Source organism: Xanthobacter nonsaccharivorans (assembly GCF_043194755.2).
GTDB classification, from domain to species: Bacteria; Pseudomonadota; Alphaproteobacteria; order Rhizobiales; family Xanthobacteraceae; genus Xanthobacter; species Xanthobacter autotrophicus_G.
On the sequence record NZ_CM195526.1, the window covers coordinates 1139822 to 1159701 of the forward strand.

The 19880-nt window shown below is 68.3% G+C and carries 17 protein-coding genes; 15 read left to right on the plus strand and 2 right to left on the minus strand.

The window, feature by feature from the left end:
* Positions 1–11: 11 nt before the first annotated feature.
* The 15 genes from V5F59_RS05250 to V5F59_RS05320 all read left to right on the plus strand — a co-directional run bounded on the left by V5F59_RS05250 (position 12) and on the right by V5F59_RS05320 (position 17872).
* Positions 12–3191, plus strand: a complete 3180-nt coding sequence (locus V5F59_RS05250) for an efflux RND transporter permease subunit (RefSeq protein WP_393979846.1) — start codon at positions 12–14, stop codon at positions 3189–3191.
* A gap of 257 nt (positions 3192–3448) precedes the next feature.
* A complete protein-coding gene (locus tag V5F59_RS05255) occupies positions 3449–4048 on the plus strand; it encodes a TetR/AcrR family transcriptional regulator (protein ID WP_393979844.1) in 600 nt (199 codons plus the stop codon).
* A complete protein-coding gene (locus tag V5F59_RS05260) occupies positions 4045–4992 on the plus strand; it encodes an HlyD family secretion protein (protein WP_393979842.1) in 948 nt (315 codons plus the stop codon). The genes V5F59_RS05255 and V5F59_RS05260 overlap by 4 nt, the downstream gene beginning before the upstream one ends.
* A 50-nt stretch (positions 4993–5042) precedes the next feature.
* The gene (locus V5F59_RS05265) at positions 5043–5993 is read left to right on the plus strand and encodes an ABC transporter ATP-binding protein (RefSeq protein ID WP_393980424.1); all 951 of its coding nucleotides are present in this window, start codon (positions 5043–5045) and stop codon (positions 5991–5993) included.
* Positions 5990–7126 (plus strand): ABC transporter permease, encoded by a 1137-nt coding sequence (locus V5F59_RS05270; RefSeq protein ID WP_393979840.1) that lies wholly within the window; start codon positions 5990–5992, stop codon positions 7124–7126. The genes V5F59_RS05265 and V5F59_RS05270 overlap by 4 nt, the downstream gene beginning before the upstream one ends.
* A gap of 312 nt (positions 7127–7438) precedes the next feature.
* Entirely contained in the window at positions 7439–9103 is a 1665-nt protein-coding gene (ccoN, locus tag V5F59_RS05275) for a cytochrome-c oxidase, cbb3-type subunit I (RefSeq protein WP_393979838.1), read from the plus strand.
* 11 nt (positions 9104–9114) lie between these two features.
* Positions 9115–9861 (plus strand): cytochrome-c oxidase, cbb3-type subunit II, encoded by a 747-nt coding sequence (ccoO, locus tag V5F59_RS05280; RefSeq protein WP_393979836.1) that lies wholly within the window; start codon positions 9115–9117, stop codon positions 9859–9861.
* Between the two features lie 3 nt (positions 9862–9864).
* Positions 9865–10026 (plus strand): cbb3-type cytochrome c oxidase subunit 3, encoded by a 162-nt coding sequence (locus V5F59_RS05285; RefSeq protein WP_393979834.1) that lies wholly within the window; start codon positions 9865–9867, stop codon positions 10024–10026.
* 4 nt (positions 10027–10030) lie between these two features.
* Positions 10031–10915 (plus strand): cytochrome-c oxidase, cbb3-type subunit III, encoded by an 885-nt coding sequence (gene ccoP, locus V5F59_RS05290; protein WP_393979832.1) that lies wholly within the window; start codon positions 10031–10033, stop codon positions 10913–10915.
* Between the two features lie 386 nt (positions 10916–11301).
* On the plus strand, positions 11302–12762 hold the full coding sequence (gene ccoG, locus V5F59_RS05295; protein WP_393979830.1) for a cytochrome c oxidase accessory protein CcoG: 1461 nt from the start codon (positions 11302–11304) through the stop codon (positions 12760–12762).
* Between the two features lie 9 nt (positions 12763–12771).
* Entirely contained in the window at positions 12772–13302 is a 531-nt protein-coding gene (locus tag V5F59_RS05300; protein WP_393979828.1) for a FixH family protein, read from the plus strand.
* A 211-nt stretch (positions 13303–13513) separates the two neighbouring features.
* Entirely contained in the window at positions 13514–15733 is a 2220-nt protein-coding gene (locus V5F59_RS05305) for a heavy metal translocating P-type ATPase (protein WP_393979826.1), read from the plus strand.
* A complete protein-coding gene (gene ccoS / locus V5F59_RS05310) occupies positions 15730–15909 on the plus strand; it encodes a cbb3-type cytochrome oxidase assembly protein CcoS (protein WP_393979824.1) in 180 nt (59 codons plus the stop codon). Before V5F59_RS05305 ends, ccoS begins: the two co-directional genes overlap by 4 nt.
* Before the next feature lie 35 nt (positions 15910–15944).
* Positions 15945–17030, plus strand: coding sequence for an MFS transporter (locus V5F59_RS05315; RefSeq protein ID WP_393979822.1), 1086 nt, complete (start codon positions 15945–15947; stop codon positions 17028–17030).
* Between the two features lie 86 nt (positions 17031–17116).
* Positions 17117–17872, plus strand: a complete 756-nt coding sequence (locus V5F59_RS05320; protein ID WP_393979820.1) for an SDR family oxidoreductase — start codon at positions 17117–17119, stop codon at positions 17870–17872.
* Between the two features lie 69 nt (positions 17873–17941).
* Here V5F59_RS05320 and V5F59_RS05325 read toward each other — a convergent pair whose 3' ends face one another.
* Both V5F59_RS05325 and apaG read right to left on the minus strand, forming a co-directional pair.
* Positions 17942–19435: a TrkH family potassium uptake protein gene (locus V5F59_RS05325; protein WP_393979818.1), complete on the minus strand. Its 1494-nt coding sequence runs from the start codon at positions 19433–19435 to the stop codon at positions 17942–17944.
* Between the two features lie 23 nt (positions 19436–19458).
* The gene (gene apaG, locus V5F59_RS05330; protein WP_393979816.1) at positions 19459–19851 is read right to left on the minus strand and encodes a Co2+/Mg2+ efflux facilitator ApaG/CorD; all 393 of its coding nucleotides are present in this window, start codon (positions 19849–19851) and stop codon (positions 19459–19461) included.
* Between the last annotated feature and the right edge of the window lie 29 nt (positions 19852–19880).

The following is a 19880-nucleotide window of genomic DNA, read 5'->3' on the forward strand; positions in this document are numbered from 1 at the left end:
AGGAGGCCCCCATGCGCTTCTCCCATTTCTTCATCGATCGCCCGATCTTCGCGTCGGTGGTGTCGGCCGTGGTCGTCATCCTCGGCGCGGTCAGCTACGTGCGCCTGCCGGTGGCCCAGTATCCGGAGATCGCCCCGCCGGTGATCACCGTGACGGGCCAGTATCCCGGCGCCTCGGCGGAGATCGTCGCCGAGACCGTGGTCGCGCCCATCGAGCAGCAGATCAACGGCGTGGAGCACATGATCTACATGTCGTCGAACTCGACGGCAGACGGTCGCTTCTCCATCTCGGTCACCTTCGACATCGGCACCAACCTCGACATCGCCCAGGTGCAGGTGCAGAACCGCGTCGCCATCGCCGAGCCGCGCCTGCCCTCGGAGGTGCAGCAGGTGGGCGTGGTGACGGCCAAGGCCTCGCCGGACCTCCTGCTGGTGGTCAGCCTCTATTCGCCCGACGGCTCGCGCGACCCGCTGTTCATCTCGAACTTCGCCAATATCGAGATCAAGGACGTGCTGTCGCGCATCGACGGCGTGGGCTCCATCACCGTGTTCGGCTCGCGCGAATACGCGATGCAGATCTGGCTTGATCCGGACCGGCTGTCCCAGCTCAACCTCACCACCACGGACGTGGTTTCCGCCCTGAAGGCGCAGAACGTTCAGGTGGCCTCCGGCGTGCTCAACGCGCCGCCGGTGCCGGAGCAGCGGGCGTTCCAGATCGCCGTGCGCACGCTGGGCCGCCTTAGCGATCCCAAGGCGTTCGACGATATCGTCATCAAGCAGACGGACCAGGCGCTGGTGCGGCTGAAGGACGTGGGCCGCGTCGAGATCTCGGCGCAGGACTATGCCTCCACCTCCTTCCTCGACAAGGACATCTCCATCAACCTGGGCATCTTCCAGCGCCCGGGCTCCAACGCGCTCGCCACCGGCAATGCGGTGGTCGCGGAGATGGCGCGCATCGGCAAGACCTTCCCCGAGGGTTTGAAGTACGCGATCTATTACAACCCGACCGAGTTCATCCAGCAGTCGGTGGATGCGGTGGTGCACACCATCGGCGAGGCCATCCTGCTGGTGGTGCTGGTGGTGATCCTGTTCCTGCAGACCTGGCGGGCGGCGATCATTCCCATCCTCGCCATCCCGATCTCGCTCATCGGTACCTTCTTCGTCATGGCGTTGTTCGGCTTCTCGCTGAACAACCTGTCCCTGTTCGGCCTGGTGCTCGCCATCGGCATCGTGGTGGACGACGCCATCGTCGTGGTGGAGAACGTGGAGCGCAACATCGAGGCGGGGCTGTCCCCGCGCGATGCCGCCTACAAGACCATGGACGAGGTAGGCGGCGCGCTGGTCGCCATCTCGCTGGTGCTGTCGTCGGTGTTCGTGCCGACCGCGTTCATCACCGGCCTTTCGGGTGAATTCTACCGGCAGTTCGCCCTCACCATCGCCGGCTCGACGCTGATCTCGCTCCTGGTGTCGCTGACGCTGTCGCCCGCCATGTGCGCGCTGCTGCTGAAGCCCCACCGATCGGCGCACGAGAAGCCGGCCTGGTATGCCCGTCCCATCGTTGGTTTCTTCGGTGTGTTCAACCGCATGTTCGAGGGGCTGGGCAACGGCTATGCCTGGATGACCGCGCGCCTCGTGCGCGTGGTGGCGCTGGTGCTCGTCGTCTACCTCGGCATCGTCGCCTTCGGCGGCTATCTCTTCACCACCACGCCGCAGGGCTTCATTCCGCAGCAGGACCGCGGCTACCTCATCGTCGTCGCCCAGCTGCCGCCGGGTGCCTCCATGCAGCGCACGGAAGCGGTGATGAAGCGGGCGGGCGATCTCGTGATTGGCACGCCGGGCGTGGGCCATATCGTCAACATCGCCGGCTTCTCCGGGGCGACCTTCACGAACGCCTCGAACGCGGGCGCCATGTTCGTGATCCTGGAGCCCTTCGAGAAGCGCGCCGGGCATCCCGACCAGACGGCGGCTGCCGTCCAGCGCGCCCTGTTCGGCAAGGTGGCCTCCATCCAGGAGGCGCAGATGATCGTCGTGCAGCCGCCGCCGGTGCAGGGCATCGGCAATGCCGGCGGCTTCCGCATGATGATCGAGGACCGCGCGGGCAACGGCCTCCTCGCCCTGCGCAACGCCACCTATGCCATGATGGGCGCGGCGGCGCAGACGCCGGGGCTGATGCAGGTCTATTCGCTGTTCGAGACCTCGACGCCCCAGCTCTATCTCGACATCGACCGGCAGAAGGCGCAGCTGCTGAAGGTCAACATCGCCGACGTCTTCTCGGCGCTGCAGACCTATATCGGCTCCACCTACGTCAATGACTTCAACCTGTTCGGCCGGACCTTCCGGGTGCAGGCGCAGGCGGACGCCCCCTTCCGCCTCGATCCGAAGGACGTGCTCGCGATCCGCGTGCGCGCGGCCAACGGGGAGACGGTGCCGCTCGGCTCCTTCACCACGGTCAGTGACATCTCCGGCCCCTATCGCGTGCCGCGCTACAACCTCTACCCCACGGCCGAGCTCGACGGATCTCCGGCGCCGGGCTACTCGCAGGGGCAGGCCATCCAGATCATGGAGCAGCTGGCGGCGAAGGTGCTGCCGCAGGGCTTCTCCTATGAGTGGACGACGCTGGCCTTCCAGCAGCAGCGGGCCGGCAACACCGCCATCTTCGCCTTCGCCTTGGGCGTGGTGTTCGTCTTCCTGGTGCTGGCGGCGCAGTACGAGAGCCTGACGCTGCCTTTGGCGGTCATCCTCATCGTGCCCATGTGCCTGGTGGCGGCGCTTATCGGCGTGATCCTCAGGGGGCAGGACAACAACATCCTGACCCAGGTGGGCTTCATCGTGCTCATTGGCCTCGCGGCGAAGAACGCGATCCTCATCGTGGAGTTCGCCAAGCAGCTCGAGGACCAGGGCCACGGCCGGCGCGAGGCGGCGGTGGAGGCTGCGCGTCTGCGCCTGCGTCCCATCGTCATGACCTCGCTCGCCTTCATCCTCGGCGTGGTGCCGCTGGTGTGGGCGGTCGGCGCCGGCGCGGAGCTTCGGCAGGCGCTGGGCACGGCGGTGTTCTCGGGCATGATCGGCGTGACCCTGTTCGGCCTCGTCTTCACCCCGGTGTTCTACGTCTTCTGCCGCTGGCTCGCCGGCCTCGGCGCGCGCAAGGCGTCGGCGCCCCCCGCGCCGTCGCATCCGGCGCCAGCGGAGTAGGCGAGGCCCTCCGCTCGCGCTCCCTTCGGTCCCTGTCGAAAACGCCCTTTCCCTGCCGGGAGAGGGCGTTTTCCTTTGCCCGGACGCTCGACCGCCCTTGCGGAGGCGTGTGGATATGATACTGACTGACGCGTCAGTCAGTATTCGGTCATAGGCGGGCCATGTCGCCGGACGAGAATCGACAGGGCGGGGCGCGCGGGGCGGCAGTGTCGCCCCCTGAGCCGCGCGCGCCCGGCCGGCGCCGGCGGGCTCCGCCCATGGAAAAGGCGGCGCGGCGGCGGGCGATCCTCGATGCCGCTCTTCAGGTCTTCTCCGAGCACGGTTTCGCCGGGACGAAGCTGGACGAGGTGGCCCGGCGCGCCGGCATCGCCAAGGGCACGCTCTACCTCCATTTCACCGACAAGGAGGCGCTCTTCCGCGGCCTCGTGGAGGAGAACATCGCCCCCGTGCTGGCGGATGCCGACCATGTGGTGGGTCTTTTCCCGGGCACGACGCGGGAGCTGCTGGACCTGCTCATCGGCCTCCTCGCCGCCCGCATCCTCGACCGGCCCGCGTCCGCCATCGTCCGGCTCATGATCGCCGAGGGCCCCCGCTTTCCGGAGCTCGCGGCCTTCTACCACCGGGAGGTGGTCGCGCGCGGGCTGGCTCTGGTTCGGCAGATCCTGCAACGGGGCCTGGAGCGAGGGGAGATCACCTCCGATCTCGGCGTGCGCTTTCCCCAGCTCGTCATTTCCCCGGCCATCGTTGCGGTGGTCTGGAACAGCATGTTCGGCGCCATCGAGCCCCTCGATGCGCGATCGTTTCTCATGGCCCACCGCGACCTCCTGCTGCGCGGGCTGGGATGGAGGGAGAATTGAGGCGCGCCGCGATCCTTGTCTCGCTCCTTCTCCTCGCGGGGTGCGATTCTTCGCGCACCGGCAGCTTCTCCGGCTATGTGGAGGGTGAGCTCGTCTTCCTGGGTCCCACCGAGCCGGGACGGGTCACGGCGCTGGAGGTGACGGAAGGAAGCGAGGTAAAGGCGGGGCAGGTGGTGGCGCGGGTGGAGGACGACCTCCAGCGCGCCGACCGTGATGCCGCCTCCGCCCAGCTGAAGGAGGCCGAGGCGCGCCTCGCCAATGCTCAGTCGCCGCTGCAGCGGCCGGAGGAGATCGCGGTGCTGGAGGCCGCGGAGCAACGCGCCGCCGCCGCCCTCGATCTGTCCCGCATCGAGCTGGCCAGGCAAAAGACGCTGGTGCCCAAGGGCGCGTCATCCCAGGCCAATCTCGACCAGGCTCAGCACACTTATGATCAGAACCAGGCGGCGCTCGACGAGGCGCGCCGCCGCATCAGCGCCGCCCGCATCGCCTCGCGGACGCACGAGATCGATGCGGCGCGGGAGGCGGTGACGGCGGCGAAGGCCTCCCTTGCCGCGGCAGAGGTGCGGCTCGACCGTCGCACGGTGAAGGCCTCCACGGAGGGTCCGGTGCAGACCGTCTATTTCCGGGTGGGTGAGCTGGTGCCCGAGGGCCGGCCCATCGTGTCCATCCTGCCGCCGGGCCTCTTGAAGGTCCGCTTCTTCGTGCCGGAGGCGCAGCTGCCGAAGGTGGCGCTGGGCGCTCCGGTCTCCGTCACCTGTGACGGCTGCCCGCCCACCGCCGCCAGGGTGTCCTTCATCGCCGCGCAGGCGGAATACACCCCGCCGGTCATCTACAGCCGGGAGGAGCGCGCCAAGCTCGTCTACATGATCGAGGCGCTGCCGCAGGACCCCTCCAGGGCGCGCCCTGGCCAGCCGGTGAACGTGACGCTCGGGAGCGGGCGGTGAGCGCGCCGGCCGACGCCGCGGGCCCGGGCGCCCGGGCCGGCCGGGACGACGTGCCGGATGTTGCCATCGAAGTGGAGGGCCTGTCGAAGAGCTTCGGCGGCCGCAAGGTGGTGGACAACCTCTCCATGCGGGTGATGCGCGGGCAGATCTACGGCTTCCTCGGCCCGAACGGCTCGGGCAAGACCACCACCATCCGCATTCTCTGCGGCCTGCTGACGCCGGATTCCGGGCATGGCACCTGCCTCGGCATGGATATCCTCACACAGGCCCGGCGCATCCGCGAGCGCGTAGGCTACATGACCCAGCGCTTTTCCCTCTACCAGGACCTCTCGGTGCGGGAGAACCTGGAGTTTGTGGCGCGGGTCTATGGCGTGCCGCAGCCGGAGGCGGCGGCCACCGAGGCGCTGAAGCGGCTGGGGCTCGAAGGGCGTGGCGATCAGCTCGCCGGGGCGCTCTCCGGCGGGTGGAAGCAGCGCCTCGCCCTCGGCGCCTGCATCCTGCCCGGGCCGGACCTGCTGCTGCTGGACGAGCCCACGGCCGGCGTCGACCCGCAGGCCCGGCGCGAGTTCTGGGGCCAGATCCACGACCTCGCCGCCGAGGGGCTCACGGTGCTCGTCTCCACCCATTACATGGATGAGGCCGAGCGCTGTCACGAGATTGCATACATCGCCTACGGCAAGGTGCTCGCGCAGGGCACCGTGCAGAACGTGATCGCCGCCGCCGGGCTTTCCACCGTCACCGTGGACGTCAAGGGCGGGCAGGGGCACGAGGTGGGCCATCTCGTGACCCAGCTGGGCCGGGAGCTTTCGGCGCAACCGGGGGTGGACATGGTGGCGCCCTTCGGCAACGCGCTCCATGTCTCCGGCCGGGATGCCGCGGCGCTGGAGGCGGCCCTGGCGCCCTTCCGCTCCGACACGCGCTTCGTCATCCGCGCCGACGTGCCGACGCTGGAGGATGTGTTCATCCACCTCATGGGTCGCTCGAAGGACGAGATGCGATGAGAGCGCGCGCAGCCTCCGCCGGCTTCCTCACCCGCGTCGGCGCCATGGTGGTGAAGGAGTTCATCCAGCTCCGACGGGACCGGGTGACCTTCACCACCATGATCATGATCCCCCTGCTGCAGCTGATCCTGTTCGGTTACGCCATCAACACCACGCCGCGGCACCTGCCTGCGGCCGTCCTCGCCCATGAGAACAACGACGTGAGCCGGGCCATCCTCGCAGCCCTGCGCAACACCGCCTTCTTCGCCTTCGTGCGCGAGGCCCGCAGCGCGGAGGAGGCGGAGCACATGATCCGCGCCGGCGAGGTGCTGTTCTTCGTGGAGATCCCTGCCGGCTTCGAGCGCGCCTTGCGGCGCGGCGACACCCCGCAGCTGCTGGTGGCGGCTGATGCCACCGACCCCATCGGCTCGGCCAATGCGCTGGCGGCCCTCTCCGGGGTGATCGGCTCGGCGCTGGCGCGGGAGCGGTTCGTCGACGCGCCGGGCACGATGCCATTCGAGATCGTGCAGCACCGGCGGTACAACCCGGCAGGGACCAGCCAGCTCAACATCGTGCCCGGCCTGCTCGGCACCATCCTCACCATGACCATGCTGGTCTACACGGCGTTGGCCGTGACGCGGGAGCTGGAGCGCGGCACCATGGAGAGCCTTCTCTCCATGCCCATCCACCCGGTGGAGATCATGCTGGGCAAGATCATTCCCTATGTGCTGGTGGGCATCCTGCAGGCGGTGCTCATCATTGGCGCGGGCATGGGGCTCTTCGGCGTGCCGCTGGAGGGCAGCGCCGCATTTCTGGCAGTGACGACGCTGCTGTTCATCGTGGTCAACCTGTCGGTGGGCTACACCTTCTCCACCCTGGCGCAGAATCAGCTCCAGGCGGTGCAGATGACCTTCATGTTCTTCCTGCCGTCGATTCTCCTGTCGGGCTTCATGTTTCCGTTCTCGGGCATGCCCCTGTGGGCGCAGTGGATCGGCGAGGCGTTGCCGCTCACGCATTTCCTGCGCATGGTGCGCGGCATCCTCCTGAAGGGATCGGGCTTCACCGACCTTCGGGCCGACGGGGCGGCGCTGCTGGCGCTCATGCTCGTCGCCATGGCCATCGCCGTGGCGAGATTTCGTCAAACGCTGGACTAAAACGCGTGCGGCATGTGGCCGCGAAGACTATGGTAGGGTGTTTTCGCGGTCTGTGGAAAAGGGGTGCGCCGCGTCCTGCTTAGAGCCTGTCCAATCAAGCTGATCGGCGGTTCTGCGGGATGCGATGCGACCCAGTGTCCGGCGTTTCGATGGTCGTTTTGGGCGGCTTGCGACGGCCCGCCGCATCGCACAATCGGCCTCCCCCATGCCTCACCTTTGATATGTGTCAAGGTGAAAAACGGTCCTAGGGCGATGTTCTGCCCCCAGGTTTCCCGGGTGTAGTCTTTACGCTTCGGCGCGAAGGGTTTTCAGATGTCAACGATCCAAGATCCAATCCGGCCCCCGGCGAAGTCCATGAGGTTCGGGGAAGCCGGCCTCATGGTGGTGTTTGCCGCCTTCGCCTTGTTCGCAATCGTCGTCGCCGCCAAGGCCTACACGCCGGAATACGCCTTCCACGCGTATCTGTTCGCGGCGGCGAGCATCGCGTCGGTGTTCGCGATCGGCAACCGCTACATGAACCGGCCGGCCGGTCCCGTGCCCCAGTTTATCGACGGCAAGCCCAACTACAATTTCGACGTGGTGAAGGTGGGCACCATCCTCGCCGTCGTGTGGGGCATCGCCGGGTTCCTGGTGGGCGTCATCGCCGCCCTTCAGCTGGCCTTCCCGGTCTTCAATTTCGACCTGCCCTGGATCTCCTTCGGCCGCCTGCGCCCGCTGCACACCTCGGCGGTGATCTTCGCCTTCGGCGGCAACGTGCTCATCGCCACCTCCTTCTACGTGGTGCAGCGCACCTCGCGGGCCCGCCTCGCCGGCGATCTCGCGCCGTGGTTCGTGGTGCTGGGCTATAACCTCTTCATCGTCGTCGCCGGCACGGGCTATCTGCTGGGCATCACCCAGGGCAAGGAATACGCCGAGCCGGAATGGTACTCGGACCTGTTCCTCACGGTGGTCTGGGTCACCTACTTCCTGGTGTTCCTGGCGACGGTGCTGAAGCGGACCGAGCCGCACATCTATGTGGCGAACTGGTTCTACTTCGCCTTCATCATCACCATCGCGGTGCTGCACCTGGGCAACAATGCCTCGGTCCCGGTGTCGATCTTCTCCTCGAAGTCCTACATCGTCTGGTCCGGCGTGCAGGACGCCATGTTCCAGTGGTGGTATGGCCATAACGCGGTGGGCTTCTTCCTGACCGCCGGCTTCCTCGCCCTGATGTACTACTTCATCCCGAAGCGCGCGGAGCGCCCGGTTTATTCGTACCGGCTGTCCATCGTCCACTTCTGGGCGCTGATCTTCATCTACATCTGGGCCGGCCCGCATCACCTGCACTACACCTCGCTGCCGGACTGGGCGCAGACGCTGGGGATGACCTTCTCGATCATCCTGTGGATGCCGTCCTGGGGTGGCATGATCAACGGCCTGATGACCCTCTCGGGCGCCTGGGACAAGCTGCGCACCGACCCGGTCATCCGCATGATGGTGGTGGCCGTGGCCTTCTACGGCATGTCGACCTTCGAGGGCCCGATGATGTCGGTGAAGGCGGTGAACTCGCTCAGCCACTACACCGAATGGACCATCGGCCACGTGCATTCCGGTGCGCTCGGCTGGGTGGCCTACATCTCCTTCGGCGCCATCTACTGCCTGGTGCCCTGGCTCTGGAACAAGCGTGAAATGTACTCGCTCAAGGCCATCTCCTGGCACTTCTGGGTCTCCACCCTCGGCATCGTGCTCTACATCTCCTCCATGTGGGTGGCGGGCATCCTGCAGGGCCTGATGTGGCGCGCCTACACGCAGCTGGGCTTCCTCGAGTACTCGTTCATCGAGAGCGTCGAGGCCATGCACCCGCTGTACGTGATCCGTGCCCTCGGCGGCATCCTGTTCCTGTCCGGCGCGCTGATCATGGCCTGGAACGTCTGGAAGACCATCACCACCCCGGAAGCGGCGACCGAGCAGAAGCTCGCCCTTCAGCCGGCGGAATGAGGGAGGCACCTATGGCATCGCAAGGCACCTCCATCTGGTCCAAGCACCAGATCTTCGAGAAGCACTCCTACTGGCTGATGCTGGGGATCCTGATCGTGATCTCCATCGGCGGCCTCGTGGAGATCGCCCCCCTCTTCTACCTGAAGAGCACCATCGAGAAGGTGGAGGGCATGCGTCCCTACACCCCCCTCGAGCTGGCCGGGCGCAACATCTACGTGCGGGAGGGCTGCTACAACTGCCACTCGCAGCAGATCCGCCCCCTGCGCGACGAGGTGGAGCGCTACGGCCATTACTCGCTGGCGGCCGAGAGCATGTACGACCACCCCTTCCAGTGGGGCTCCAAGCGCACGGGCCCGGACCTTGCCCGCGTGGGCGGCAAGTATTCGGACCTGTGGCAGCAGGAGCACCTGAACAACCCGCGGTCCGTGGTGCCGGCCTCCATCATGCCGAGCTATCCCTGGCTGGCGAAGACCAGGCTCGACACCAAGCATATCGCAGCCGACATGCGTGACCTGAAGCTCCTCGGCGTGCCCTACACCGACGACATGATCGAGAAGGCGCAGGAGGACCTGAAGGCCCAGTCGACCACCGATGGCGACACGTCCGGCCTCGACAAGCGCTACCCCAAGGCGCAGGCGCGCGACTTCGACGGCAATCCGGGTGAACTGACGGAGGCGGACGCGCTCATCGCCTACCTCCAGCTGCTCGGCACGCTCGTGGACTTCAAGCTCTACGATAACCAGGCGAATGTGAGGTGATGCATGCACGAGACCTATCTCTGGCTCGCGTCGTTCGCCCAGACGGGAGGCCTCCTCCTGTTCGTCCTCGGCTTCCTGCTGGTGGTGGCCTACGTCTTCTGGCCGTCTAAAGCACGCAAGCACGACTTCGACGAGGCCGCCAACATCCCGCTCAAAGAGGATTGATCCCGTGAGCACGACAAACGACACCCACCAAACCAAGGTGGACTCCGCTACGGGCGTCTCCACCACCGGCCATGAATGGGATGGCATCTCGGAACTGAACAACCCGCTGCCGCGCTGGTGGCTGTGGGTGTGGTACGCCACCATCGTGTGGGCGGTGATCTACTGGTTCCTGTATCCGGCGTGGCCGCTGATCTCCTCCGCAACGCCCGGCCTGCTCGGCTGGCACTCGCGTTCGGCGGTGGCGGTGCAGCTTGCCGACCTCCAGGCGCTGCGCGCCGAGAGCGCGGCGAAGCTTGCTAACGCTTCCCTGGAGCAGATCGAGCAGACCCCCGCGCTCCTGTCCCTCGCCCGGGCCCAGGGCCGCGTTGCCTTCGCCGACAATTGCGCGCCCTGCCACGGGGCGGGTGGCGCCGGCGCCACCGGCTTCCCCAACCTGAACGACGACGACTGGCTGTGGGGCGGCTCGCTGGAGCAGATCCAGCAGACCATCAAATACGGCATCCGCTCGGGCGACAGCGAGGCGCGGACCGGCAGCATGCCCGCCTTCGGCAAGGACGGCATCCTGCAGAAGGCGGAGATCTCGGCGGTGGCGGACTATGTGCGCACCCTGTCCGGCATCGCCAAGCCCGGTGCCGACTTCGACAAGGGCAAGGAAGTGTTCGCCGCCAACTGCGCCGCCTGTCACGGTGAAGACGGCAAGGGCAACCAGGAACTGGGTGCTCCCAACCTTACCGACGGCATCTGGCTCTATGGCTCGGACAAGGCCACCATCGAGTATGGCCTCACCAACGGGCGCGGCAACGTGATGCCGGCCTGGCACGTTCGCCTTGACCCGACCACGATCAAGGCGCTCACCGTCTACGTGCATTCGCTCGGCGGCGGTCGCTGACGGATCGATCCTTCGCCCGGCGTGCCTTTCGCGCATGCCGGGCGTTCCGCATCCGGGTGGAGCGGACACAGCGCGAGGCGCTCCTCGGAGCCAGAGGTCCGGAGCGCCTTGCCCGCATGACGAGAAGGGACGCGGGACCAGCCCCTGCACAGCACGGTCGGCGGGTGTCCCGGGGGGGCGTCCGAGGGGGGCACGAAGAGCCAAAACGTCGCGCGACCAATCGACTGCGCGACCTTTCGCCTGAAGCGACGCATCAACATTCTAAGCTATGAATGTTTTAGCGCCGGCAGGTCGAGCAAGGCTCCGCACGCACAGCCGGCCCAACGGGGGCCAGCCCTCAATCGTATCGCCGGCCATGGCGTGCCGGCCAACTTCGGCAAAGATCCATGACTGCCCTGTCCACGAATTCCGATCAGAAGGTCGCAACCGCTGCGGCCGAGCCGGACGACATCCCGCTCTACGAGGCCCGGCGGCAGATCTATCCTCAGAGTGTCCACGGCCGGTTCCGGACCATCAAGTGGATCGTGCTCGCGGTCACGCTCGGCATCTACTATTTCCTGCCCTTCGTGCGCTGGGACCGGGGTCCCGATGCGCCGAGCCAGGCGGTGCTGATCGATTTTCCCAATCGGCGCTTCTATTTCTTCTTCCTGGAGATCTGGCCGCAGGAATTCTATTACGTGGCGGGCCTGCTCATCCTCGCCGCGCTCATTCTGTTCCTGATGAACGCCGTGGCGGGCCGCGTGTGGTGCGGCTATCTGTGCCCGCAGACGGTCTGGACCGACCTTTTCATGGCGGTGGAGCGCCTCATCGAGGGTGACCGGCGCGAGCGCATGCGCGCGGACGCGGCGCCCTGGACGATCGACAAGTTCGCCCACAAGACGCTGAAGCATTCCGTGTGGCTGCTCATCGCCTGGTGGACCGGCGGCGCCTGGGTCCTGTACTTCGCCGACGCGCCCACCCTGGTGACGGAGCTCGCCACCTTCCAGGCGCCGGCCGTGGCCTACTGGTCCATCGCCATCCTCACCTTCACCACCTACGCGCTCGCCGGCCACATGCGCGAGCAGGTGTGCACCTACATGTGCCCCTGGCCGCGCATCCAGGCGGCGCTGACGGACGAATACGCCCTCAACGTCACCTACATCTACGACCGCGGCGAGCCGCGCGGCTCGGTGAAGAAGGCGGCGGTCCTGCGCGAGAAGGGCTTGCCGGCGGGCGACTGCGTCGATTGCGGCCAGTGCGTGGCCGTCTGCCCCACCGGGGTCGACATCCGCCACGGCATGCAGCTGCCGTGCATCCAGTGCGGCCTGTGCATCGACGCCTGCAACACGGTGATGGACAAGATCGGCCGCCCGCGCGACCTCATCAAGTATGAGAGCGAGGCGAACCTGGAAGCGCGTCAGGCGGGCAAGCCGCTCAGCCAGCGCATCGTCCGCCCGCGCACCATCCTCTATGCGGTTCTGATCTGCCTGGTGAGCGGGCTCATGCTCACCGCCCTCATCGGCCGCTCGACGGAAGGCGTCGCTGCCATCCACGACCGCAATCCGCTGTTCGTGCGGCTTTCGGACGGCTCCGTCCGCAACGCCTACACCATCCGCCTCACCAACAAGAAGCTCGAGGCCCGGACCTTCGCCCTGACGGTGGACGGCGTGCCGGATGCGACCCTCGAGGTGGTGGGTGACAGCGCCGACGCGCTGGAGATCGGCCCCGACCAGACCCGCGAGGTGCGCGTGCTCGTCACCACCCGCGACAAGCTGGAGCCGGCGGCCTCGCTGCCCGTCGTCTTCCGCATCCGGGACAAGGCGTCCGGGCTGGCGGCGTCGGTCAATGACCATTTCATGGGTCCCTGAGACGGCAGCATGGACAAGGAAGGGAAGGACCATATGGCCCAGGCCGGAACCACGGGACGCGCCCCGCGCGAGCTGACGGGCCGCGTGGTGCTCCTCATCCTCCTCGCCTTCTTCGGCGTCGTCATCGTCGTGAACGTCATCATGGCGCGCTACGCGGTGTCGACCTTTGCAGGCGTCGAGACGGAGAGCTCCTACAAGGCGGGCCTAGCCTTCACGGCGGAGCACGCGGCGGCCGAGCGACAGATCGAGCGGCACTGGACCGTGAACGTGAACCTCGTCTCGCCGGGCGGCAACGCCCGCGAGGTGGTGATCCGGGTGCTGGACGCCGAAGGCAAGCCCCTGTCCGGCCTCGTGCCGGACGGTCGCCTCTCCCACCCCACCGACGCCCGGCGGGACGTGGATCTCGACCTCGTGCCCCTGGGCGACGGCCGCTACCGGGCGCGCGCGGAGGCGGGTGCTGGCCAGTGGGACCTTGTGATTGATTTTGCGCAAGGCGGAGAGCGGGTGTTCCGGTCCAAGAATCGCGTGCAGCTTCCGTAAGCGGCCTTGCACGGGCGATCGGCATCAGCCGGCGTCCGGAGGCAGCGTCGAGACTGCCGGTCGGCGACCGTCCAGTGCCGACCGAACACTGAGTACGATCAGGCCGGCTGGTTCGTCGCATCGGCCGGCCTGTCGTACTCTTTCCTCTTTACGGGTTCGCATTTTCCCGCAGCATAGGCGCGCGGGGCCCGGCAGCCCCCGGGATGGAGCCATGGCCGAGGCAATCGATTATTCCATTTTCGTCGGGCAGTCCGAGGACGGGCTGTCCCAGATGAGCCTCGCCATCGACGGCATCGATTGCGCCGCCTGCATCGCGGAGATCGAGGACGGGGTGAAGGCGCTGCCTGGCGTTGTGCGCGCGCGCCTTAATTATTCCACCCACCGCCTCACCGTCGCCTGGCGCGAGGAGACCTCGCCGGACCGGGTGGTGAGCCAGCTGGAGGCGCTCGGCTACCGTGCCCATCCCTTCGCCGGCCGGGCGGAGGAAAGCGAGGCGCGCCACGCCCGCTGGCTGCTACGCTGCCTCGGCATCGCCGGTTTCGCGGCCATGAACATCATGCTGCTCTCGGTCTCGGTCTGGTCGGGCAATGTCACCGACATCACCCCCGAGACGCGGGATTTCTTCCACTGGGTCTCGGCCCTCATCGCCCTGCCGGCCGCCGCCTATGCCGGCCAGCCCTTCTTCCAGAGCGCGTTCCGCGCCGTGCGGTCCGGCCGGCTGAACATGGACGTGCCGATCACCATCGGCGTCACGCTGGCGCTGGGCATGAGCGTGCTGGAGACGGCGCTGAGCCAGCCCCACGCGTATTTCGACAGCGCGATCATGCTGCTGTTCTTCCTTCTGGCGGGCCGCTATCTCGATCATGAGGCGCGTCGGCGCACCCGTGCCACCGCCGGCAACATCGCCGCCCTGCGGGGCGAGATGGCCCATCGGCTTGGCGCCGACGGCGTGCCGGTTCTGGTGCCGGTGCAGGCGCTCCAGCCCGGCGACATCATCCTCGTCGCCCCGGGCGAGCGCATCGCCGCCGATGGCGTCGTCGCCTCGGGCCTGTCCAGCATCGATGAGAGCCTTGTCACCGGCGAAACCCTGCCGCGGCCGCTGAAGGCGGGCGAGCACGTCTATGCCGGCAGCCTCAACGGGGAGGGCGCGCTGCACATCCGCGTCACCGCCGGCGGCGAGAACACGCTGGTGGACGACGTGCAGCGCCTGCTCGACGGAGCGCTGGCGCAGAAGGGCGCCTATGTGCGCCTCGCCGACCGGGTGGCACGGCTCTACGCGCCGATGGTCCACCTGACGGCCCTCGTCTCGGCCATCGGCTGGCTGCTGGCCGGGGCGGGTCTCCACGAATCGGTCATGATCGCGGTGGCGGTGCTCATCATCACCTGCCCCTGCGCGCTGGCGCTGGCCGTGCCGGCGGTGCAAGTGACGGCCACGGGCCGCCTGTTCCGCGCCGGCCTCCTCATCAATGCCGGCGACATGCTGGAGCGCCTTGCGACGGTGGACACCGTGGTGTTCGACAAGACCGGCACCCTCACCCTGCCCGAGCCGGCGCTGGCCCTGCCGCGGGATGCGGACCGCACGCTGGTGGGCCTTGCGGGGCGCCTCGCCCTTTCCAGTCGCCATCCGCTGGCCCGCGTGGTGGCCCGGCACGCCGACGGCCCGGCCATCGAGGGCGTGAGCGAAGTGAGCGGGCAGGGCGTGGAAGCCACCGTGGAGGGCGCGACCGTCCGCCTCGGCAGCCTCGCCTTCTGCGGCACCGAGCTGCCGGCTGGCTTGCCGGAGGGCGCCTCCCTCATTGCCTTCCGCTGCGGGGCGCAGACGCTGGTGATGGGCGTGGAGCAGGCCCTTCGCCCTGATGCCGGCGAGATCGTGGAGGCCCTGAAGGCCCGCGGCCTCGAAGTGCGCATCCTCTCCGGCGACCGCGCCGGCGCGGTGGCGCCGGTGGCGGCCGCCCTCGGCATCGCCCATGCGGACGCGGGCCTGAAGCCGGCGGACAAGATCGCTGTGCTCGATCGGCTGAAGGCCGAGGGCCGCCGCGTGCTGATGGTGGGCGACGGGCTGAACGATGCGCCCGCCCTCGCTGCCGCCTCCGTCTCCCTCTCCCCCGCCACGGGCGCGGCGGTGACGCAGGCCCATGCGGATGCGGTTTTCCTCGGCAGGCGCCTGGCCCCTGTCCTCGCGGCAGTGGATGGGGCGCGCGTCGCGTCGCGGCTCATCCGGCAGAATCTGGCGCTCGCCGTGCTCTACAACGTGATCGCTGTGCCGCTGGCCATTGCCGGCTTCGTCACGCCGCTGATCGCTGCGCTGGCCATGTCCGGCTCTTCCATTCTTGTGACCGTGAACGCCTTGCGCGCCGCGCGCCCGGGGCGCATGGATGAGGCGGCTGACGCCGGCAGCTCGGTCCAAACCCTGGAGGAGGCGGTCGCGTGAACGTCCTCGTCTATCTTCTTCCGCTTGCGCTCATGCTCGGGCTCGGCGGGCTCCTAGCCTTTCTGTGGAGCCTGAAGAGCGGGCAATATGACGACCTCGACGGTGCCGCGGTGCGCGTGCTGTCCGACGATGACCTGCCCCCGGACCCCGCCCCGAAAGGTCCCGCCAAGTCATGAGACGCGCCGTGCCCGCCCCGGAGCCGCGCGCAGGCATGCTCGTTTGCGTGTGCGACCCGCAGCTCGACGCGCCGGCCAATGACAACGGAGCCCGTCCGGTCTCCACCTTCGGCTTGGCCATGGGCTTCGCCTTCGCCGTGCTGGCGCAGACGGTGGCCTCGGCCGCATTGCCGCTGGCCGGCGCGCAGCTCGCGCCGCGGCCGGACCTCGTCACCTGGCCGTTCGCGGCCATGCTGCTCGGCGCGGCACTTTCCTCTTTCCCGGCTTCGTTCCTGCGGGATGCCTTCGGACGCCGCACGGGCTTCGCGCTCGGGGCCTCGCTCGGCATCGCCGGCGGGGCGCTGCTGGCGGCGGCGCTGATCCAGCGGCAGTTCGCCTGGGCCTGCCTCGGCGCGCTGTGGCTGGGGATGGCGCAGGGCTTCTCCTTCTTCTACCGGCATGAGGCTGCGGCCGCGAGCGGGCGCCCCGCAGCCGCCACCGCCGGAGTGCTGGCGGGCGGCGTGCTCGCAGCGCTTGCCGGGCCGACGCTGGCGAGCTTTGCGGAGCAGCTGGTGGCGCCCTTCTTCCTGGTGGGCGCGGCGCTGCTGGCGGCGCTGGCCCACACCTGCTCGCTCGGGGTCGCGGTGACGCTGGCGGCCGATCCCACCACGCAGTTCCGTCCCCGGGCCACGGCGCCCCTCTCCGCCATCCTGTGGCCGACGCTGGTGGGCGGCGCGGCCTGGTTCGGGATGAACGCGGTCATGTCCGGCGCACCGCTGGCGCTGGTGGGCTGCGGCATCGGCGGGGCGGCGGTATTCGGCTTCATTGCCCTGCATGTGGCGGCCATGTATGCGCCTGCCGTGCCCCTCGCTTTCATCGGGGACAAGGTGCCCGCGGTGGCCATTGCCGTGTCCGGCGCCCTGCTGGTGGCGCTGGGCGTTCCGCTGCAGCGCCTCGGCACGCCGGAGACCATCACCGCTGCGCTCATCTGCGTGGGTGCCGGCTGGTCCATCGCCACCGTGGGCGCCACCGCCTGGATCTATCGGGCGGGCACGCCGAGCCGCGTTGCCCTCGCGCTCCACGACGGCGGGCTATTCCTCGGCGCCATCTGCGGCGCGCTGCTGGGTTATCTCCTGGCCTGACCTCGGCCCGGCTTGTCCTGCCCCTTGGCCTCGCGGCCAGTCCGGAGGTAGGGAAGGGGCCTTCGCGTCGTCCGGAGGCCTGTAGCGTGATCCATCCCTTTTCGCTGGAGGGCCAGACGGCCCTCGTCACCGGCTCGGTGGCCGGCCTCGGCTTCGAGATCGCCGCCGGGCTGGCGGTGGCGGGCGCGCATGTGCTGGTGAACGGGCGCGACGCGGGTCGCCTCGGCAAGGCGGTCACCGCCATTCATCACCGGGGCGGAAAGGCCGAGCCTTTTGTGCTCGACGTGTTCGATGCCGAGGCAGTGACCCGGGCCATCGCCGCCGCGCCGCCCATCCATATCCTCGTGAACAATGCCGGCGCGCGGGACCGGCGCGGCTTCCTCGACATGGAGGACGCCGATTTCCGCCGGCTGCTCGAGCTGGATCTCCTCGCGCCCGCGCATCTCACGCGGGCGGTGGCGCGGGGCATGGTGGGGCGCGGGGCGGGCGGGCGCATCATCAACATCACCTCCATCGCCGGGCCGCTGTCCCGGGCGGGGGATGCCGCCTACACGACGGCCAAGGGCGGGCTGGAGGCGCTGACCCGGGCTCTCGCCGCCGACCTCGGGCCGCACGGCATCACCGTGAATGCCATCGCCCCCGGCTATTTCCTCACCGAACCCAATGCGGAGCTCTCCCGCGACCAGGCGGTGGGCGAGTGGCTGTCGCGCCGCACCTCCCTCGGCCGCTGGGGGCGGCCGGACGAGGTCGCCGGGGCGGCGGTGTTCCTGGCCTCGCCAGCGGCGTCCTATGTCACCGGCCACGTGCTGGCCGTGGACGGCGGGTACATGGCGCACTTTTGATGGGTCTTGCTCTGGCGCCGCGCGGGCCCGGGCGTGGACTTGGCCTGCAGCGGGCCCGAGGCGCGCGCCTCAGCGCCTCCAGAAGCGCGGCAGGAACAGCACCAGCACGGTGAGGATCTCCAGCCGCCCCAGCAGCATGGTGGCGGTGAGCAGCCACAAGGCGGCGTCCGGCAGGCCGGCGTAATTGGACGCGGGTCCGATGATCGGACCGAGGCCGGGCCCGATGTTGGCGAGGCAGGCGATGGCTGCGGAGAAGGCGGTGCGCAAGTCCAGCCCCATCACGCTCAGCGCCGCGCCGACGATGAGGAAGGTGAGGATGAAGATGTAGACGAACGACAGCACCGAGGTGACCACGTCATCCGGGACCGGCGCGCCGCCATAGCGCAGGGGGAACATCCCGGACCGGAACGAGATGCGCTTCAGGTGCTGGCGGATCGCCTTGCCGGTGATGGCGATGCGCAGCGCCTTGATGCCGCCGGAGGTGGAGCCAGTGCAGCCGCCCACGAACATCAGCACGAAGAACAGCGTGTCGGAAAAGGCGCCCCAGTTGGTGTAGTCCGCCGCCATGAAGCCGGTGGTGGAGATGATGGAGGCCACCGTGAACAGCGCCCAGCGGAACGCCGTCTCGCCGGAGGCGACCCCCTGCAGGGTGAGCTGGAGGAAGGACAGCGCCGTGAACACCGCCACGATGGCGAGGAACAGGCGGACCTCCGGATTGGTGAACAGCCGCCGCGCATCCCCGCCCATGGCCCGCACATAGAGGGGAAATGGCAGGGCGGCGACCAGCATGAAGACGGTGGCGACATAGTCCACCGCCGGCTTGGAGAAGACGGTGATCGACTGGTCCGAATTGGCAAAGCCGCCGCTGGACAGGGTCGACATGGCGATGGTCACCGCGTCGAACGGGCCGAGCCCGGCAGCGATGAAGGCGAGGGCGCACGCCAAGGTGAGCCCCACATAGGCGATGAGCAGCCTTTTCGCGATTGCCCCCGCCCGCGGCAGGAACTTCTCCGACTTGTCGGAGGATTCGGTGCGGAACAGCTGCATGCCGCCCACCGAGAGCACCGGCATGACCGCGATGGCGATGGCGATGATGCCGATGCCGCCGAACCAATGCAGCAGCGCCCGCCACAGGAGGATGCCGGGGGACATGGCGTCCAGCCCCGACATGACGCTCGCCCCGGTGGTGGTGAGGCCGGACATGCTCTCGAACATGGCGCCGGTGAAGGACAGGCGCGCGTGCCCCCACATCAGCGGCAGAGCGGCGAAGATGGAGAGCACCACCCAGGCGGAGGTGGTGAGCAGGAAGGCCTGCCGCAGGTCCAGCTTGCCCATGGTGGCGCCGCGGCCGGACATCCACAGGAGCACGCCCACGAAGATGGTGATGGCCGCTCCGCCGACGAAGGCGCCCTGGCCGCCGGAGCGGGCGGCGAAATCCACCGCCGCCGGCGCCAGCATGGCGGCGCCGAGAATGGAGAGGAGGATGCCGAGCGTCGTCGCCACCGGGCGCAGGCTGAGCACCGAAACGGCCTCTGCCTCCACCTTGGGAATGCGCGCGTGCATGGCTCCTCCTCTCATGCGGGGGGTCAGTTCAGCACGCGCCGCGCATCCGGCACGTCGAGCGAGAAGGCCGGGATCTCGATGGAGAAGGTCTCGCCCTGTTCGGTCTTCATCTCATAGTGGCCGCACATGATTCCCGTGGCGGTGTTGAGCGGGACGCCGCTCGTATATTCGAACCTGCCGCCCGGGGGTAGGAGGGGCTCCTCCCCCACCACGCCGGCGCCGTACACCTCCTCGGTGCGGCCGTTGGCGTCGGTGATGATCCAGTGGCGGCCCTTCAGCTGCACGGTCTCCTGGCCCAAATTGGCCACTTCGATGGTATATGCCCAAAAATAACGGCCCTGGTCGGGCTCCGACCGCTCGGCCACGTAACGCGGCGTCGCGGTCACCTGAATATTCCGTGTGATGGCGCGGTACATACCCGCTCGAGCTCCCCTCACCGCGGGAG

What these genes read in the sequence shown, in the direction of transcription:
- V5F59_RS05285 (WP_393979834.1), top strand. Translation starts at nt 9,865, where the DNA reads ATGCACGAGACCTATCTCTGGCTCGCGTCGTTCGCCCAGACGGGAGGC.
- ccoN (WP_393979838.1), top strand. Translation starts at nt 7,439, where the DNA reads ATGTCAACGATCCAAGATCCAATCCGGCCCCCGGCGAAGTCCATGAGG.
- V5F59_RS05315 (WP_393979822.1), top strand. Translation starts at nt 15,945, where the DNA reads ATGCTCGTTTGCGTGTGCGACCCGCAGCTCGACGCGCCGGCCAATGAC.
- V5F59_RS05325 (WP_393979818.1), bottom strand. Translation starts at nt 19,435, where the DNA reads ATGCACGCGCGCATTCCCAAGGTGGAGGCAGAGGCCGTTTCGGTGCTC.
- V5F59_RS05300 (WP_393979828.1), top strand. Translation starts at nt 12,772, where the DNA reads ATGGACAAGGAAGGGAAGGACCATATGGCCCAGGCCGGAACCACGGGA.
- V5F59_RS05270 (WP_393979840.1), top strand. Translation starts at nt 5,990, where the DNA reads ATGAGAGCGCGCGCAGCCTCCGCCGGCTTCCTCACCCGCGTCGGCGCC.
- ccoO (WP_393979836.1), top strand. Translation starts at nt 9,115, where the DNA reads ATGGCATCGCAAGGCACCTCCATCTGGTCCAAGCACCAGATCTTCGAG.
- ccoG (WP_393979830.1), top strand. Translation starts at nt 11,302, where the DNA reads ATGACTGCCCTGTCCACGAATTCCGATCAGAAGGTCGCAACCGCTGCG.
- V5F59_RS05250 (WP_393979846.1), top strand. Translation starts at nt 12, where the DNA reads ATGCGCTTCTCCCATTTCTTCATCGATCGCCCGATCTTCGCGTCGGTG.
- V5F59_RS05255 (WP_393979844.1), top strand. Translation starts at nt 3,449, where the DNA reads ATGGAAAAGGCGGCGCGGCGGCGGGCGATCCTCGATGCCGCTCTTCAG.
- V5F59_RS05305 (WP_393979826.1), top strand. Translation starts at nt 13,514, where the DNA reads ATGGCCGAGGCAATCGATTATTCCATTTTCGTCGGGCAGTCCGAGGAC.
- apaG (WP_393979816.1), bottom strand. Translation starts at nt 19,851, where the DNA reads ATGTACCGCGCCATCACACGGAATATTCAGGTGACCGCGACGCCGCGT.